The 14,741-nt window shown below is 70.9% G+C and carries 17 protein-coding genes, 2 tRNA genes and 1 pseudogene; 8 read left to right on the top strand and 12 right to left on the bottom strand.

What is annotated here, in order from left to right:
- Positions 1-11: 11 nt before the first annotated feature.
- The 4 genes from ACK4LS_RS01780 to ACK4LS_RS01765 all read right to left on the bottom strand — a co-directional run bounded on the left by ACK4LS_RS01780 (position 12) and on the right by ACK4LS_RS01765 (position 3,523).
- The gene (locus ACK4LS_RS01780) at positions 12-548 is read right to left on the bottom strand and encodes an acyl-CoA thioesterase (RefSeq protein ID WP_409712480.1); all 537 of its coding nucleotides are present in this window, start codon (positions 546-548) and stop codon (positions 12-14) included.
- Positions 541-2,220, bottom strand: a complete 1,680-nt coding sequence (gene ettA, locus ACK4LS_RS01775) for an energy-dependent translational throttle protein EttA (protein WP_409712478.1) — start codon at positions 2,218-2,220, stop codon at positions 541-543. The genes ACK4LS_RS01780 and ettA overlap by 8 nt, the downstream gene beginning before the upstream one ends.
- 113 nt (positions 2,221-2,333) lie before the next feature.
- Positions 2,334-2,846 (bottom strand): DUF6993 domain-containing protein, encoded by a 513-nt coding sequence (locus tag ACK4LS_RS01770; protein WP_409712476.1) that lies wholly within the window; start codon positions 2,844-2,846, stop codon positions 2,334-2,336.
- 53 nt (positions 2,847-2,899) lie between these two features.
- Positions 2,900-3,523, bottom strand: a complete 624-nt coding sequence (locus ACK4LS_RS01765; RefSeq protein WP_409712474.1) for a single-stranded DNA-binding protein — start codon at positions 3,521-3,523, stop codon at positions 2,900-2,902.
- Between the two features lie 203 nt (positions 3,524-3,726).
- On the opposite strand from ACK4LS_RS01765, the gene ACK4LS_RS01760 reads away from it, so the two are divergent.
- Positions 3,727-3,984, top strand: coding sequence for a hypothetical protein (locus ACK4LS_RS01760; RefSeq protein ID WP_409712472.1), 258 nt, complete (start codon positions 3,727-3,729; stop codon positions 3,982-3,984).
- Between the two features lie 19 nt (positions 3,985-4,003).
- On the opposite strand, the gene ACK4LS_RS01755 is transcribed toward ACK4LS_RS01760, so the two are convergent.
- Positions 4,004-5,422, bottom strand: coding sequence for a PLP-dependent aminotransferase family protein (locus tag ACK4LS_RS01755; protein WP_409712470.1), 1,419 nt, complete (start codon positions 5,420-5,422; stop codon positions 4,004-4,006).
- A gap of 61 nt (positions 5,423-5,483) precedes the next feature.
- On the opposite strand from ACK4LS_RS01755, the gene ACK4LS_RS01750 reads away from it, so the two are divergent.
- On the top strand, positions 5,484-6,098 hold the full coding sequence (locus ACK4LS_RS01750; RefSeq protein ID WP_409712468.1) for a YczE/YyaS/YitT family protein: 615 nt from the start codon (positions 5,484-5,486) through the stop codon (positions 6,096-6,098).
- Positions 6,099-6,164: 66 nt separating this feature from the next.
- On the opposite strand, the gene ACK4LS_RS01745 is transcribed toward ACK4LS_RS01750, so the two are convergent.
- On the bottom strand, positions 6,165-6,374 hold the full coding sequence (locus tag ACK4LS_RS01745) for a methyltransferase (RefSeq protein WP_409712466.1): 210 nt from the start codon (positions 6,372-6,374) through the stop codon (positions 6,165-6,167).
- 103 nt (positions 6,375-6,477) lie between these two features.
- Between ACK4LS_RS01745 and ACK4LS_RS01740 the strand changes: the two genes are divergently transcribed.
- The 6 genes from ACK4LS_RS01740 (at position 6,478) to ACK4LS_RS01715 (ending at position 8,738) form a co-directional block, all read left to right on the top strand.
- A tRNA-Arg gene (locus ACK4LS_RS01740) sits at positions 6,478-6,553 on the top strand.
- 35 nt (positions 6,554-6,588) lie between these two features.
- Positions 6,589-7,215, top strand: coding sequence for an oligoribonuclease (gene orn, locus ACK4LS_RS01735; RefSeq protein WP_409712464.1), 627 nt, complete (start codon positions 6,589-6,591; stop codon positions 7,213-7,215).
- Positions 7,216-7,248: 33 nt separating this feature from the next.
- Positions 7,249-7,324: transfer RNA gene (locus ACK4LS_RS01730), tRNA-His, on the top strand.
- Between the two features lie 291 nt (positions 7,325-7,615).
- Complete coding sequence (locus tag ACK4LS_RS01725) at positions 7,616-7,963, top strand: metallopeptidase family protein (protein WP_409712553.1); 348 nt, start codon at positions 7,616-7,618, stop codon at positions 7,961-7,963.
- Positions 7,954-8,259, top strand: coding sequence for an ATP-dependent Clp protease adapter ClpS (clpS, locus tag ACK4LS_RS01720; RefSeq protein WP_409712462.1), 306 nt, complete (start codon positions 7,954-7,956; stop codon positions 8,257-8,259). The genes ACK4LS_RS01725 and clpS overlap by 10 nt, the downstream gene beginning before the upstream one ends.
- The gene (locus ACK4LS_RS01715; RefSeq protein ID WP_409712460.1) at positions 8,256-8,738 is read left to right on the top strand and encodes a DUF2017 family protein; all 483 of its coding nucleotides are present in this window, start codon (positions 8,256-8,258) and stop codon (positions 8,736-8,738) included. The genes clpS and ACK4LS_RS01715 overlap by 4 nt, the downstream gene beginning before the upstream one ends.
- A 102-nt stretch (positions 8,739-8,840) precedes the next feature.
- On the opposite strand, the gene ACK4LS_RS01710 is transcribed toward ACK4LS_RS01715, so the two are convergent.
- The 6 genes and pseudogenes from ACK4LS_RS01710 to gatC form a co-directional block, all read right to left on the bottom strand.
- Positions 8,841-9,434 carry a hypothetical protein gene (locus ACK4LS_RS01710; protein ID WP_409712458.1) on the bottom strand — a complete coding sequence of 198 codons (594 nt, stop codon included), beginning with the start codon at positions 9,432-9,434 and terminating at the stop codon, positions 8,841-8,843.
- Positions 9,409-9,729 carry a hypothetical protein gene (locus ACK4LS_RS01705; protein WP_076675934.1) on the bottom strand — a complete coding sequence of 107 codons (321 nt, stop codon included), beginning with the start codon at positions 9,727-9,729 and terminating at the stop codon, positions 9,409-9,411. Before ACK4LS_RS01705 ends, ACK4LS_RS01710 begins: the two co-directional genes overlap by 26 nt.
- 63 nt (positions 9,730-9,792) lie before the next feature.
- A pseudogene (gene dinB / locus ACK4LS_RS01700) lies at positions 9,793-11,049 on the bottom strand (DNA polymerase IV).
- 301 nt (positions 11,050-11,350) lie between these two features.
- Positions 11,351-12,868, bottom strand: a complete 1,518-nt coding sequence (gene gatB, locus ACK4LS_RS01695; RefSeq protein ID WP_409712456.1) for an Asp-tRNA(Asn)/Glu-tRNA(Gln) amidotransferase subunit GatB — start codon at positions 12,866-12,868, stop codon at positions 11,351-11,353.
- Positions 12,868-14,388 carry an Asp-tRNA(Asn)/Glu-tRNA(Gln) amidotransferase subunit GatA gene (gene gatA / locus ACK4LS_RS01690; protein WP_409712454.1) on the bottom strand — a complete coding sequence of 507 codons (1,521 nt, stop codon included), beginning with the start codon at positions 14,386-14,388 and terminating at the stop codon, positions 12,868-12,870. The genes gatB and gatA overlap by 1 nt, the downstream gene beginning before the upstream one ends.
- Positions 14,385-14,684, bottom strand: a complete 300-nt coding sequence (gene gatC, locus ACK4LS_RS01685; RefSeq protein ID WP_409712452.1) for an Asp-tRNA(Asn)/Glu-tRNA(Gln) amidotransferase subunit GatC — start codon at positions 14,682-14,684, stop codon at positions 14,385-14,387. Before gatC ends, gatA begins: the two co-directional genes overlap by 4 nt.
- Positions 14,685-14,741 lie beyond the last annotated feature (57 nt).

The raw sequence follows: 14,741 nt of genomic DNA, 5'->3' as shown, positions 1-14,741 counted from the left end.
AGGTGGAGAGGTCAGCCGCGCCCGGGACGACGGCGGTACTCGATCGGGTCGCCCACGTAGGGCGCCCACGCGGTGCGTTCGTCCTCGCTCCAGCGGATCGGGCGACCGGTCGCGGTGTCGACCAGCACGACGACGGCCGTGGCCCGGGCGTAGAGCACGGGCTGCGATCCGACCGGGCTGAACACCTCGAAGCAGATGTCGGCGCTGGAACCGCCCATCGTCCCGATCCACATGCGCACGTCGAGGGGACGCTGGCTGTAGGGCACCGGCCGCAGGTACTCGATCTCCTGGCGTGCGATCAGCGTGGCGCGCTCCCCGCCGCTTTCGAGCACGCTCATGTCGAACACGGCGGTGGGCAGCGCTTCACCCTCGCCGTCGCCGCGCCAGAAGGCGCGCAGGCGTGCCTCCTCGAGGAGCTTGAGCATCGAGGTGTTGTTGACGTGCCCGAGCGCGTCGAGGTCTCCCCACCGCAGGTGGATCGGCACGTGCAGGCGCTCGGGCCCCGATGAATCGGGACCCGAGCCCGGGTTCGCTTCTGCGTCAGTCACGCGTGAGCTTGCGGTAGGTGGACCGCGACGGGTTGGCGGCATCTGCGCCCAGACGCTCGACCTTGTTGGCCTCGTAGGCCTCGAAGTTGCCCTCGAACCAGTGCCACTGGTCGGGGTGCTCGTCGGTGCCCTCGTAGGCGAGGATGTGCGTCGCGATGCGGTCGAGGAACCACCGGTCGTGCGTGATGACCACGGCGCAGCCGGGGAATTCGAGCAGCGCGTTCTCGAGCGAGCTGAGCGTTTCGACGTCGAGGTCGTTGGTCGGCTCGTCGAGGAGGAGCAGGTTGCCACCCTCCTTCAGCGTGAGCGCCAGGTTCAGGCGGTTGCGCTCACCACCGGAGAGCACCCCGGCCTTCTTCTGCTGGTCGGGGCCCTTGAAGCCGAACTTCGACACGTAGGCGCGCGAGGGGATCTCGGTCTTGCCGACGGTGATGATGTCGAGTCCGTCGGACACGACCTCCCACAGCGTCTTCTCGGGGTCGATGTTGGCCCGCGACTGGTCGACGTAGCTGATCTTGACGGTCTCGCCGATCTTGAGCGTGCCGCCGTCGAGCGGCTCGAGGCCGACGATCGTCTTGAACAGCGTGGTCTTTCCGACACCGTTCGGGCCGATGACGCCGACGATGCCGTTCGGGGGCAGGTTGAAGCTGAGGTTGCTGATGAGCGAGCGGTCGCCGAAGCTCTTCTCGAGCTTCTTCGCATCGATCACGATGCTGCCCAGGCGAGGACCGGCGGGGATCTGGATCTCGTCGAAGTCGAGCTTGCGCGTGCGCTCGGCCTCCGCAGCCATCTCCTCGTAGCGCGCCAGACGGGCCTTGGACTTCACCTGTCGACCCTTGGCGTTCGAGCGCACCCACTCGAGCTCCTCCTTGAGGCGCTTGGCGAGCTTGGCGTCCTTCTTGCCCTGGACGTCGAGGCGCTGCCCCTTCTTCTCGAGGTACGTCGAGTAGTTGCCCTCGTAGGGGTAGAGGTGACCGCGGTCGACCTCGGCGATCCACTCCGCGACGTTGTCGAGGAAGTACCGGTCGTGGGTGATGGCGATGACCGCACCCTTGTAGGCCTTCAGGTGCTGCTCGAGCCAGAGCACGCTCTCGGCGTCGAGGTGGTTGGTGGGCTCGTCGAGCAGGAGCAGGTCGGGCTTCTGCAGCAGGAGCTTCGCCAGCGCGACGCGACGACGCTCACCACCGGAGAGCGGCACGACGGAGGCGTCGGCGGGCGGGGTGCGCAGGGCGTCCATCGCCTGCTCGAGCTGGGAATCGAGGTCCCACCCGTCGGCGGCATCGATCTCTTCCTGCAGGGTGCCCATTTCGGCCAGGAGAGCGTCGAAGTCGGCATCGGGGTCGGCCATGAGGGCCGAGATCTCGTTGAACCGGTCGAGCTTCGGCTTGATGGCCACACCGTCCTGGATGTTCTCCAGCACGGTCTTGCTGTCGTCGAGCTCGGGCTCCTGCATCAGGATGCCGACGGTGAAGCCGGGGCTCAGCCGCGCCTCGCCGTTCGAGGGGTTGTCGAGACCGGCCATGATCTTCAGGATCGTGGACTTACCGGCACCGTTCGGGCCGACCATGCCGATCTTGGCACCGGGGAGGAACGACATCGTGACGTCGTCGAGGATGAGCTTGTCGCCCACAGCCTTGCGGGCACGGACCATGGAGTAGATGTATTCGGCCATATCACGTCCAGTCTAGGGGCGGCGGCCGTCGCCACCGACGTGTGCGGGCCGCGAGGAGACGGAGCGAGGCCCACGCGGAGGCCATGCCGCCTCACCGGGACTCGCGGCCCTCCTCACCAGTTGATGGTGCGCGTCTGGCCGATCAGGCAGCCGCCCGAGGACAGACCGGGCAGCACCGTCGCGACCGGATCGCCGATCGAGGGTCCGACCTGCCCGACGAGGCACTCGTCTCCGATGCGCACCGCGAACTCGATGCTCTCCGCCGCGTTCCCGATCGTGGACTGATCCGCGGTCACCTGCATCGAGCCCTTGTCGAAGCCCGCCGCCGTGAGCGCGTCGATGTACGCGCGACCCGACACCCTGTCGGGCCCCGACCAGACCGCCGCGACCGTCTGCGAGAACAACGGCAGGCGCTGCTGGGCGTCGCTGCCGGCCGCCGTCGCGCCCGGCGAGGCGGCATCCGAAGCGCTCGGCGACGACGCGCCCCCCGCGTCGGTGGCCGACTCGGATGCCGAGACGGCGGGGGCCGATGGCTCGGTATCGGTCGTGCCGCCCGCGCACCCGGCGAGACCGAGCGCTGCCGCGAGCGTCAGAGCGGCGAGGGATCGACCGAGGAGGCGGGACACGGCACCGAGTCTACGGACCCCGTCGGGCGGCTCCGAACAGCCGCGCCCGCCACTCAGAACGGCGTCTCCTCCCGCCGCGCCAGCGCCTCCGGCTCCCCCACCACCGCCCCGGATCTCCGGACCGCCAGCCCGGATCGGGGCTCACCACCCGAGACGGTAGGGGCCTCAACCGGCCCCTCGGTCGCCGATCGTCCGGCCTCGGCGCGGTCCGTCGCGGGATCGGCCGTGGCCCCGTGGCGTTCCGGCGAGGCCCCCGGTACCGCCCAGGCGGCATCGGCTCCCGCTGCCGGCTCGGCGGCACGATCGTCACCGGCCGACGGTTTCGGGGTGCGCTCGAAATGCGACACCCCCCAGCGCAAGTCGTGGCCGATGGCGTCGGCCACGACGTCTGCGCTCACCCCGCGCTTGGTCTCGGTCTCCCACTCCCGCAGCCGCAGCCGGCCCGCGAGGAGAACGCGCTCTCCCTTGCGCAGCGACTGCAGGGCGTGCGCACCCAACTCGCCGAAGACCGATACGGCGTAGTAGTTCGTGTGTCCATCGGTCCACTCGCCTCTCTCGCGATCGAAGCGGCGTTCTCCGACGGCCAGGCGGAAAGCCGCGACGGGTCCGCCCCCGCGGGTGGTGCGCTGCTCGAGATCGCCGACGATGTTGCCGATCAGTGTGATGTGGTCGCTCATGGGGGTGTCCTCTCGATGTGGGGTGCGCTCCGGCATCCGTGTGCCCGACGGATGCCGGAGCCACGCTCAGGATGTCCGTGTCGGCCCTGCCCGCGGGGGCCTGCGGGCCCGTTCCGTGGACGGTGGCGAGGCTTCGGCGTCTGGGGAGGAGAGATGGCGAGCACACCGGAGCCGATGTCGGAGGTCGGTCGTACCGTGTGGGCATGAGCACCGCACTGTGGAACGATCTCGCCCCGGCCCCGCGCCCGGCGGGGTGGGGCGCGGCGACCCACGTCGCCGCCGGTCTCTGGCGCATCGCCGATCCGCGCGGCCTCGTGGTCGGCCACATCCGTGCCGTCTCCGCCGACGGCGGGTGGCGGTATGCGGCTGAGCGCTTCCACACGGCCTCGGGAAACTTCCGCCGTCTGGGTGAGTTCTGGTCGTCGACCGATGCCGTCGAGTGCCTGCGCTACACGCGCTGAGCCTCGGCGCCCGCGAGGGTCAGACGACCGTGGCGAAGTCCTCCCGGGCGGACACGGTCGTCCCACCTCGCACGTCGTCCCACGCGGCGCGAAGGATGTCGACGGCGCGTTCGAGCGTCGCCGGGGGCGCGGTGAACGGAACGCGGAGCTTGCGATCGTGCCCACCCTCGACGGCGAAGCGCGAGCCGGCCGACAGCGCCAGACCCCGTGCCCGTGCATTCATGACGAGCGGCGTGCTCAGGGGCTCGCCGATCCCCACCCACAGCGAGACGCCCCCGTGCACGTCGGGCACTTCCCATTCCGGGAACGTGCGGCGCAGCGCCTCCCGCACACTGTCGCGCCCCGCGCGGAGCACCTCCCCGCGCTGCGCGGCGATCTCGTCGAGCCGGGGCACCAGGGCGGTGGCGATCGCCTGTTCGAGCTCGGGCGTACCGAGATCGTGCACGGGGCGGCCGCTCGCGAGTCGCCTCACGATGTCGGGGGCGGCCCGCACCCAGCCCACACGCAGGCCACCCCACACCGTCTTGCCCAGCGAAGCGACGCGGATGACGCGGTCGTCGTCGGGGAACGACGCGGGTGGGCCGTGGCGGTCGATGTCGAGCTGCGCGGTCGTCTCGTCGACGACGATGAGCGTGCCCGCGCTGCGCGCACCCGAGAAGAAGCTCGTGGCCTCGGACTCCGTCATCGTGCGCCCCGTCGGGTTGTGGAAGTCGGGCATGAGGTACGCCATCGAGGGCAGTGCTCGGGCGAAGCTCTGCTCGGCGCGCTCGATGTCCCAGCCGTGCTCGCTGTCGACGGGGACGCCGATGAGGCGGGCCCCGACCCTGCGGAAGGCGTCGGCGGCGTGGGGGTAGGTGGGTGTTTCGAGCATCACTCGATCGGCGCGATTGAGCAGCACCGACGCGATGAGGTGGATGGCGCTCTGCGCGCCGGTGGTCACAAGGATCTGCTCCGCCGTGGTGGGCAGGCCCCGCCGGCGGTAGTGGTCCGCGATGCGGGCGCGCAAGGTGGGGTCGCCCACCACGTCGTAGCCGATCCGCCCGACGAGCGCGTGCGCGTTCCCGAGCGCCTCCGCGATCACGCCGGGCAGACCCGGCCACGCGGCGGGACTGGCCTGTTGCAGGTCGATGGTCGCGTCATCCGCGTCGAGGCGGCCGGGGTCGTTCCGACGAAGCGGGAGGGTCACGCTGCCGCTTCCCCGGCGGCTCTCGATGTGTCCGGTGTCACGCAGGCTGCGGTAGGCGGCGGCGACCGTCGTTCGGCTGAGCGCGAGCGCGGCGGCGAGTTCACGCTCCGCCGGCAGGGCCGTCGACGGCGCCAGTCGGTTGTCGAGGCACAGCAGGCGAACGCCGTCGGCGAGGGACTCGTACGCGGGGCAGCTCCCCCGCCATCCTCCGAGGGCGGCGGCGAGGGCCCGAGCGGAGATACGGGAATCCATGGGGCCACGCTAGCCGAATTGGCATCGGCGCACCCGGCCAATCGAATGATTGGATCTCCACATGTCCTCTCGCATCACCCGCCTCCTGGTCGGTCTCGTCCTGTACGGATTCGGCTGCGCCCTCACCGTCGCCGCGGGGCTCGGCGTCGACCCGTGGACGGTCTTCGCCCAGGGGCTCTCCCGGGTGACGGGCGTCGGCATCGGATGGATCACCAACATCGTGGGGCTCGGCGTCCTGTTGCTGTGGATCCCGCTGCGCCAGAAGCCCGGAGTCGGGACGATCGCCAACATCCTGCTCGTGGGCACGAGTCTTCAGCTGGCCCTGGGCGTCCTCCCCCACCCCGACGTCTTCTGGCTCCAGGCGCTCATGCTCGTCGGCGGCGTCGTCCTGGTGGCCGTTGCATCCGGTCTCTACATCGGCGCACGCTTCGGACCCGGCCCGCGCGACGGCCTCATGACCGGCCTCCACGGCCGATTCGGCTGGCCGATCTGGGCCTGCCGGTTGACCGTCGAGGGCTCCGTGCTCGTGCTGGGGTGGCTCCTCGGCGGCACCGTGGGCGTCGGCACCGTCGTGTTCGCCCTGGGCATCGGACCGCTCGTCCACCTGGCGATGCCGCTCTTCGCGACTCGCGGGCCCGAGGCTCCCTCGCGCCGCGCGCCGCAACCCGTGCGCTGATCCGCGGGGCTCCCGGCGCGGCAGCCGGCTCCGCCCGCCCCGCGGACCGCGCGGCGGGCGCCGCCCTCAGTGCTCCCGGAACTGCGGGCGGTCGCTTCCCGGCTTCAGATGCGAGTGCAGGGCGTTCTTGGCGATCTCCATCGACGGGTAAACGCCGAGCCGCTCGTCCTTGCCCGCCATATGGACGCTGTAGCCCTCGGCATCCTTCTGGATCGTGCCGACGACGCCGATCGGGCCATAGGCCACCCAGAGGCGTCGCGTCGCGGTTTCCGACATGAGTGCTCCTTTGCTCTCGTTGGCGGGAGAGTACGCCCGCTCCGGCCGCGTGCGCCAGGGGCTGGTGCGCCGTGGGGACGATGCCCGATATCCTGTTGGCCGACCCCCAGTAGCTCAGTGGATAGAGCAGCGGCCTTCTAATCCGCCGGTCACACGTTCGAATCGTGTCTGGGGGACCAGACCCGGTGTCGGAACCCCTCAGTAGGATGGCGGGATGGTAAACGCCTCCGAGAACGACCGGCTCGTCTGGATCGACTGCGAGATGACCGGCCTCGACCTCGCGGTCGACGAGCTCGTCGAGATCGCCGTCGTCGTCACCGATTTCGAGCTGAACGTGCTCGATCCGGGCTTCCAGATCGTCATCAAGCCCGACGACTCCGCCCTCGCGAACATGGGCGACTTCGTCACCGAGATGCACCGATCGTCCGGACTGCTCGACGAGATCCCGAACGGCGTCAGCCTCGCGGATGCCGAGTTCCAGGCGCTCGAGTACATCCAGCGGTTCGCGCCGGTCGAGGGCAAGGCGCCCCTCGCCGGCAACACCATCGGCACCGACCGCATGTTCCTCGCGAAGTTCATGCCCCGCGTCGACCGCTGGCTGCACTACCGCAACGTCGACGTGTCCAGCATCAAGGAACTGTCGCGCCGCTGGTATCCCCGTGCCTACTTCCAAGCGCCCGCGAAGAACGGCGGCCATCGCGCGCTCGCCGACATCCGCGAGTCGGTCCGAGAGCTCGCCTACTACCGCGCCGCCGTGTTCGTGCCGCAGCCTGGTCCCACGAGCGACGAGGCGAAGGCCGTCTCGGCGTCGGCCGTGTCGTCGTTCGCTCTCGACGTGTGACATAATCTTTCAGTTGTCTTCTTGAGACACATGGTGGCTATAGCTCAGTTGGTAGAGCACCGCGTTGTGGTCGCGGGGGCCGCGGGTTCAAGTCCCGTTAGCCACCCCACGCATCATCAGAAGCCCGGCGAGTTCGTCTCGCCGGGCTTCTGCGTTTCCCGGATGCCGGGGCCGCCACGCCCGTAGAATCGCAGACGGAGGACGGCGACGCGCCCGCTCCTCAGCTCGCTCCGACCCCCGGGAGGCCGCCGTGGACGATCACGTCGTCACGCGCCCGCCGGCGACGACGTTCGAGCCGACGGACGGGTCGTCGTGGCGCGGACCGGCGGCGGACGGCGCGACCGTCGAGGGCGCCCCGGGCGGCAGCGCCCCGGCCGGCGACACGACGGCGAGCGGAACGATGACGATGGACGCGGAATCGTTCGAGCTCCTCGTGGTCGATGAGCTCGACCGCCTCCCCGACGACATGGTCGACGGCCTCGACAACGTCGTCTTCGTCGTCGAGGACCGCCCCGAGGACGGCTCGCTCGACCTGCTCGGCCTGTACGACGGCTGGGCCCTCACCGAGCGCGACCGCTACGGCGTCGGCGAACTGCCCGACCGCATCATCCTCTACCGGGAACCGCATCTCGCGACCTGCACCGACGAGGACGAGTTGCGCGAGGAGATCCACACCACCCTCGTGCACGAGATCGCCCACTTCTACGGCATCGACGACGAACGTCTGCACGACCTCGGGTGGGCGTGATGGCGCTGGCCGCACCCGACATCGACGTCGACCTCGATCAGGAGGTCTCGCCACAGTCGCCCGCGACCTGGCAGACCGTGGTGTGGAACGATCCCGTCAACCTCATGAGCTACGTCACGCACGTGTTCCGCTCATACTTCGGCTACGACTCCGCCACCGCCCACCGCCTCATGCTCGCCGTGCACCACGACGGCCATGCCGTCGTCGCGCGCGGACCGCGAGAGGTGATGGAAGCCCACACGCAGGCGATGCACGACTTCGGCCTCTGGGCGACCGTGCGGAAGGATCCCTCATGAGCGAGCGCATCGTCGTCCTCGAGATCAGCGGCCTCGAGGCTCTGCACCTCGCCGGGATCGTCGGCCAGTTCCGCGATCTGCTCGCCGACTCGCGCGCGGGCGACGACCCGGCCGTGACGCGGTTGACGCCCGACGCCTACCCCGAAGACGAGGCGGCGAGCCGCGAGTTCCGGCGGCTCACCGGAGGAGACCTCATCGAACGTCGATCGCAGGACGCCGAGACCGTCCTGCAGACCCTCGGTCACGACGGCGGCGAACTGACGCCCGAGGGCGACCCGGATGCCACGATCGCGGTGGCCCTGGGCGAGAGCGAGGCCCTCGCCTGGATGCGCACCCTCTCGGCGGTTCGGCTCGTGCTGGCCACGAGGCTCGGCATCCAGAACGACGACGACCATCAGCCCGACGACCCGCGCTTCGGGGTCTACGACTGGCTCGGCTACCGACTCGACGGGTTGGTCACGGCCCTCGACCGCCGCTGAGCTGCGGGGCCGGCTCGCGGCCGGAGCCTCGCCCCCGCGCCTCGGCGCTCCGGACTTCACCGCACGCGCCGGTCGCCACCCGTGGGGCGAAGTCGTGCCGCGTCAGGGGATCCGAATCCGCAGGTCGGCGCGCTCGGCCGGGCTGTGCGCCTCGATGTGGGCGTCCTCCTGCCGGGCCCAGCGCTCCCAGTGGGGCCGGTACGTCTCACCGTCGCGCGCGAGCGCGCGCGACCGACGCGATGCTGACGGCGCCTCGACCCACACCGACACGTCGGCGAGACGAGCGACCTCGGGAGTGAGGAGCCCCGCCCCCTCCACGACGAGGGGCAGAGACGGATCGACCGCGGAGGCTTCGGCGCGCGCGCCGGCATCCCAGTCCCAGCGCTCCCAGACGCCGAGCAACCCGCGAGCATGCGGGAGGAGGATGGCGTCGCGAGCGTACGAGACGCCGTCGGCGAGACCGTCCCACCCCGGGTAGACGTCGTCGAGCGCGACGAGCTGCACGCGGCCCGGTCCGGGCCACGCCGCCACGAGCCTGCGCGCGAGCGAACTCTTCCCCGCGCCGCTGCGGCCGTCGATGACGACCGCGGGGTTCGCTGCGCCGACCGACAGGATCCGCGCCGACACCGCGGCCACGGCCGCGGTGAGGGCGTCGTCGATCGGGTCCGCGTTACTTCTTGAGAGCGCGGATGACACGGCTGAGGGCGCGACCGGCCACCCACACGAACGGGATGCCGACCGCGAGCAGCGACACGAGGTTCGGGTCGAAGCGGAGGTCGTCGCCACGGCGGATGTAGGCGCCGAGCGGCAGCGTGTAGCCCCCGCCTCCCCCGCCGCCGTTGCCCTGCTCGTCGGAGCCGCCGCCGTAGCCGGCCCAGGTGAGGGCGACGGGGACGATGCGCACTCCGTCGACGTCCTGCTGCTCGCCGTAGGCGGAGGTGACGCCGAAGCTGGTGGCCTGCTTGCCGAGTTCCAATGCGATGTTGGGCATGAGCCCACCGTAGCGGCCTCCCCGCCCGCGTCGAAGGGGTGTTGCGCGGCGGGGTCGAGCGTGTCAGTGGTCGTAAGACGGGCGAGGGTTGGTCGGCAGCGCACCCCCGCCGCGGGCGGGACCGAGCAGCGCCCGTCGAGTGACCGCGCCCCGCCCTCACGGGGCCGGGGCGCGGTCGCGGGCGCCCTCGACGCGGCGCCACTCGGCGTCGTCGTCCCAGAGGGTCGCGGCCATCGCGGCGGGCTTGAGCTTCTCGCCGCGCACGCCCACGAGTCGCACGGCCTGCCGGCGGTCGATCGTGTCGAACAGCTCGATCGCCGCGTCGCCGATGCGCTGGCCGACCGACGTGGGTTCGGTCAGGGTGCGCGAGCGGCTCAGCGTCGTGAAGTCGGAGAAACGCACCTTGATCGAGATCGTCGACGCTTCGTACTGCTGCGCGCGCAGCCGCGCGCCGACCCGGTCGGCGAGACGGCGCAGCTCGACGTGCAGCGTGCGCGTGTCGGAGATGTCGGTGTGGAACGTCTCTTCGTGTCCGACGCTCTTCTCCGAACGACCGGTGTGCACCTCGCGCGCGTCGATGCCCCGCGACAGGTGCCAGATGCGCTCCCCCATCGCCGCCCCGAGCACCTGATCGAGCGCGTGGCGCGGAGTGTCGAGGATGTCGGAGATGAGCCGGATGCCGCGCGACTCGAGTGCCTCGGCCGCCTTCGGTCCGACGCCCCACAGCGCGCGCACCGACCGGGGGCGCAGGAATGCCTCGGTGTCGGCGGCCGCCACGACCAACAGCCCGTCGGGCTTGGAGATGGTGGACGCCATCTTCGCGACGTGTTTGGTCGCCGCGACGCCGATGCTGCAGGTGAGACCCGTCTCGGCCTTGACCCGCTCCCGCAGGTCGCGCGCGATCGTGCCCGGGCTCCCCCACAGGCGACGGGCACCCCGCACGTCGAGGAACGCTTCATCGATCGAGAGCGGTTCGACCAGGGGCGTCACGTCGTGGAAGATCGCCATCACCTGCCGCGACATCTCGGTGTAGCGGTGGTACGGCGGGTTCACCACGATCGCCGTGGGGCACAGGCGCAGCGCGATCGAGACCGGCATGGCGGACTTGACCCCGTAGCGTCGCGCCTCGTACGAGGCGCTCGAGACGACTCCGCGGCCCTCGGACCCCCCGATGAGGAGCGGCTTGCCCGCGAGCGAGGGATCGTCCAGCACGGCGACCGAGGCGAAGAACGCGTCCATGTCGACGTGGAGGATGCCGGTGCCGGTGTCGTCGGCGTCGGGGCGCGAGACGATGCGCCCTGTTCCATCACCCCGTCCCATGGCATCCATTCTCTCCCGGACCTCCGACATCGGGCCGGGCCGAGCGCGATGCCGGGCGGCCCGGGTACGGACGAGGGGCGCCGAGCGCCACACGACGCCGAGCCGGTCACGACCTCAGCGATGCGCGCGTCATCAGCTCGTGATCGCGCCACGCTGCGGAGCCTGCGCGCATCGCCGACCCTCCGCAGGCGGCCGGCGTCGCGCCCAAGCGACGAACCGGCCTCCCGCGACCGGTGGATGAGACGACGGATGCCACGGCCCGCGCCCTCTCGGACGGCGGTGCCGTGGCATCCGGGGCCTGCTACTGGGCGGCGGCGCGCTCCAGGACGAGCTCGCGCACGCGCGCGGCGTCGGCCTGGCCCTTCATGGCCTTCATGACCGCGCCGATGACGGCTCCCGCGGCCTGGACCTTGCCGTCGCGGATCTTCGCGAGCACGTCGGGCTGCGCCGCGAGGGCGTCGTCGATCGCCGCGATGAGTGCGCCGTCGTCGGAGACGACCGCGAGACCGCGCGCGTCGACGACCTCCTGCGGGGTGCCCTCCCCGGCGATGACGCCCTCGAGCACCTGGCGCGCGAGTTTGTCGGTGAGGGTGCCGGCGTCGACGAGCTGCTGCAGCGCGGCGACGTGCGCCGCCGACACGAGGTCGGCGGGGTCGCGATCCTGCGCGTTGGCGACGCGGGTGATCTCACCCGTCCACCACTTGCGCGCCGAGGCGGGCGCGGCGCCCGCGGCGATGGTCTCGGCGACCGCGTCGAGCAGGCCGCCGTTGGCCACGTCCTGGAACTCCAGGTCGGTGAAGCCCCACTCGGCCTTCAGCCGGCGACGGCGCGCGGCCGGCGGCTCGGGCAGAGCGGCGCGCAGCTCCTCGATCAGCTCCGGGGCGGGCACGACGGGAAGCAGGTCGGGCTCGGGGAAGTAGCGGTAGTCGTCGGCATCCGACTTCGGGCGCCCGGGAGAGGTGCGCCCGGTGTCCTCGTGCCAGTGACGCGTCTCCTGCGTGATGGTTCCGCCCGTGGCCAGGATCGCGGCCTGACGCTGGATCTCGTAGCGCACGGCGCGCTCGACCGAACGCATCGAGTTGACGTTCTTCGTCTCGGTGCGCGTGCCGAGCTTCTCCTGGCCGCGGGGGCGCAGCGACACGTTCGCGTCGCAGCGGAGGTTGCCGCGCTCGAGCTTCGCCTCGGAGATGCCCAGGGCGCGGACGATGTCGCGGATCGTCGCGACGTACGCCTTCGCCAGGGCGGGGGCGGAGTGCTCCGCGCCGAAGATGGGCTTCGTGACGATCTCGACCAGCGGCACACCGGCGCGGTTGTAGTCGACGAGCGAGTACTCCGCGCCCTGGATGCGACCGGTCGCACCACCCATGTGCGTGAGCTTGCCGGCATCTTCTTCCATGTGCGCGCGCTCGATCGGCACGGTGACGATCGTGCCGTCCTCGAGCTCGACGTCGACCGAGCCCTCGAACGCGATCGGCTCGTCGTACTGCGAGATCTGGTAGTTCTTGCCGAGGTCGGGATAGAAGTAGTTCTTCCGCGCGAAGCGGCTCGAGGGCGCGATCGAGCAGCCGAGGGCGAGGCCCAGGCTGATCGAGGAGCGGATCGCCTCGGCGTTCACGACCGGCAGGGCACCCGGCAGACCCATGTCGACGGGAGCGACCAGCGTGTTGGGGGCCGCCGCGTGGTTCGCCTCGTTCGCCGGGTTGGGGGCGGCCGAGAACATCTTGGTCGCGGTGTTGAGCTCGACGTGCACCTCGAAACCGAGGACCGGCTCGAACATCTCGAGCGCCTCGTCGAAGTCCATCAGTGCATCTTTCGCCATCAGCGCGACGCTCCGTTCGTGAGAGAGGGGGCTCTGTCGAGCAGCGGTCCGCCCCACTGGTCCACCAGAACGGCCTCGAGGGCCGCGCCGACGCGGTACAGACGGGCGTCTTCGCGGGCGGGGGCGAGGAACTGGATGCCGACCGGCAGGCCGTCTTCCGCGGCGAGGCCGCTGGGGATAGAGATACCCGGCACTCCCGCGAGGTTCGCGGGGATCGTGGTCACGTCGTTGAGGTACATCTGCAGTGGATCGTCGATCTTCTCGCCGAGGCGGAACGCGGTGGTGGGCGCCGAGGGCGTCGCGATCACGTCGACCGAGGCGAAGGCGGCGTCGAAGTCCTGCTGGATGAGCGTGCGCACCTTCTGGGCACTGCCGTAGTACGCGTCGTAGTAGCCCGCCGACAGCGCGTAGGTGCCCAGGATGATGCGGCGCTTGACCTCGGGGCCGAAGCCGGCGTCGCGCGTCGCGGCCATGACGTTCTCGACGGTGGGCGTGCCCTGCGGCGTCACGCGCAGGCCGAAGCGCACGGAGTCGAACTTGGCCAGGTTGCTGGACGCCTCGGCCGGGAGGATCAGGTAGTACGCGGCGACGCCGTACTCGAAGTGCGGGGCGCTGATCTCGACGATCTCGGCGCCCTGCGCCTGCATGGCCGCCAGCGACGCGCGGAACGAGTCCGACACGCCCTTCTGGAAGCCGCGGTCGTCGAGCTCCCGGATGACGCCGACCTTGAGGCCCTTGAGCACCTCGCCGGTGGCGCCCTCGCGCGCGGCGGCGGCGAACGACGGCCACGCGTCGGAGAGCGACGTCGAGTCGTTCGCGTCGTGCCCGCCGATGACGTCGTGCAGCAGACCGGCGTCGAGCACGGTGCGGGTGACCGGACCGACCTGGTCGAGGCTGGATGCCAGGGCGATCGCGCCGTAGCGGCTGACACCGCCGTACGTGGGCTTGACGCCCACGGTGCCGGTGACGTGCGCGGGCTGACGGATCGAGCCGCCGGTGTCGGAACCGAGCGCCAGGGGCGCCTCGAAGGCGGCGACGGCCGCGGCCGATCCGCCGCCGGAACCGCCGGGGATGCGGTCGAGGTCCCAGGGGTTGCGGGTGGGGCCGTAGGCGGAGAACTCGGTGGAGGAGCCCATGGCGAACTCGTCCATGTTCGTCTTACCGAGCGGCACGAGACCGGCGGCGCGCGAGCGCGCGACGACCGTGGCGTCGTAGGGCGACATGTAGCCCTCGAGGATCTTCGATCCGCTCGTGGAGGGCATGTCGGTCGTGACGAGCACGTCCTTGACGGCGAGAGGCACGCCGGCGAGCTCGTGGAGCTGCTCCCCCGCCGCGCGGCGGCGGTCGATGTCGGCCGCGACCTCGAGGGCGTGGTCGCTGACGTGCAGGAAGGCGTGCACGTCGCCGTCGACGGCGGCGATGCGATCGAGGTGGGCCTGCGTCGCCTCGACGCTGGACACCTCGGCGGAGGCGAGCTTGGCGGCCAGGTCGGCCGCGGTCAGGCGCGTGAGATCGCTCACTGTTCCTCCCCCAGGATCGCGGTCACCCGGAACCGGCCGTCGGCCTGGTCGGGGGCGTTCTGCAGCGCTTGGTCGCGCGTGAGCGTGTCGCCCACCACATCGGGACGGAAGACGTTGCGCAGGGGGATCGGGTGGCTCGTGGCCGCGACGTCGGGCGTCGCCACCTCGGACACCTTCGCGATGTTGTCGACGATGGCATCCAGCTGGCCGGTCAGGCTCTGGACTTCGTCGTCGCTCAACTGGATCCGGGCGAGCACACCGAGATGGCGCACGAGATCAGGAGTGATTTCAGACACCCCTCGATCCTAGTTCGCGCAGCCTCGCGCCACGTTCCGCATGACTCTCGCCCGCAC

Origin of the sequence: Microbacterium sp., from assembly GCF_046295495.1 — a bacterium.
Classification (GTDB): domain Bacteria; phylum Actinomycetota; class Actinomycetes; order Actinomycetales; family Microbacteriaceae; genus Microbacterium.
Note: the sequence above shows the minus strand (reverse complement) of the source record. Positions and strands in the feature narration are given on the sequence as shown.

Coding starts and splice junctions, on each gene's coding strand:
- ettA (WP_409712478.1), bottom strand. CDS start 2,220: ATGGCCGAATACATCTACTCCATGGTCCGTGCCCGCAAGGCTGTGGGC.
- ACK4LS_RS01765 (WP_409712474.1), bottom strand. CDS start 3,523: ATGAGCGACCACATCACACTGATCGGCAACATCGTCGGCGATCTCGAG.
- ACK4LS_RS01760 (WP_409712472.1), top strand. CDS start 3,727: ATGAGCACCGCACTGTGGAACGATCTCGCCCCGGCCCCGCGCCCGGCG.
- ACK4LS_RS01755 (WP_409712470.1), bottom strand. CDS start 5,422: ATGGATTCCCGTATCTCCGCTCGGGCCCTCGCCGCCGCCCTCGGAGGA.
- ACK4LS_RS01750 (WP_409712468.1), top strand. CDS start 5,484: ATGTCCTCTCGCATCACCCGCCTCCTGGTCGGTCTCGTCCTGTACGGA.
- ACK4LS_RS01745 (WP_409712466.1), bottom strand. CDS start 6,374: ATGTCGGAAACCGCGACGCGACGCCTCTGGGTGGCCTATGGCCCGATC.
- orn (WP_409712464.1), top strand. CDS start 6,589: ATGGTAAACGCCTCCGAGAACGACCGGCTCGTCTGGATCGACTGCGAG.
- ACK4LS_RS01725 (WP_409712553.1), top strand. CDS start 7,616: ATGACGATGGACGCGGAATCGTTCGAGCTCCTCGTGGTCGATGAGCTC.
- ACK4LS_RS01715 (WP_409712460.1), top strand. CDS start 8,256: ATGAGCGAGCGCATCGTCGTCCTCGAGATCAGCGGCCTCGAGGCTCTG.
- ACK4LS_RS01705 (WP_076675934.1), bottom strand. CDS start 9,729: ATGCCCAACATCGCATTGGAACTCGGCAAGCAGGCCACCAGCTTCGGC.
- gatB (WP_409712456.1), bottom strand. CDS start 12,868: ATGGCGAAAGATGCACTGATGGACTTCGACGAGGCGCTCGAGATGTTC.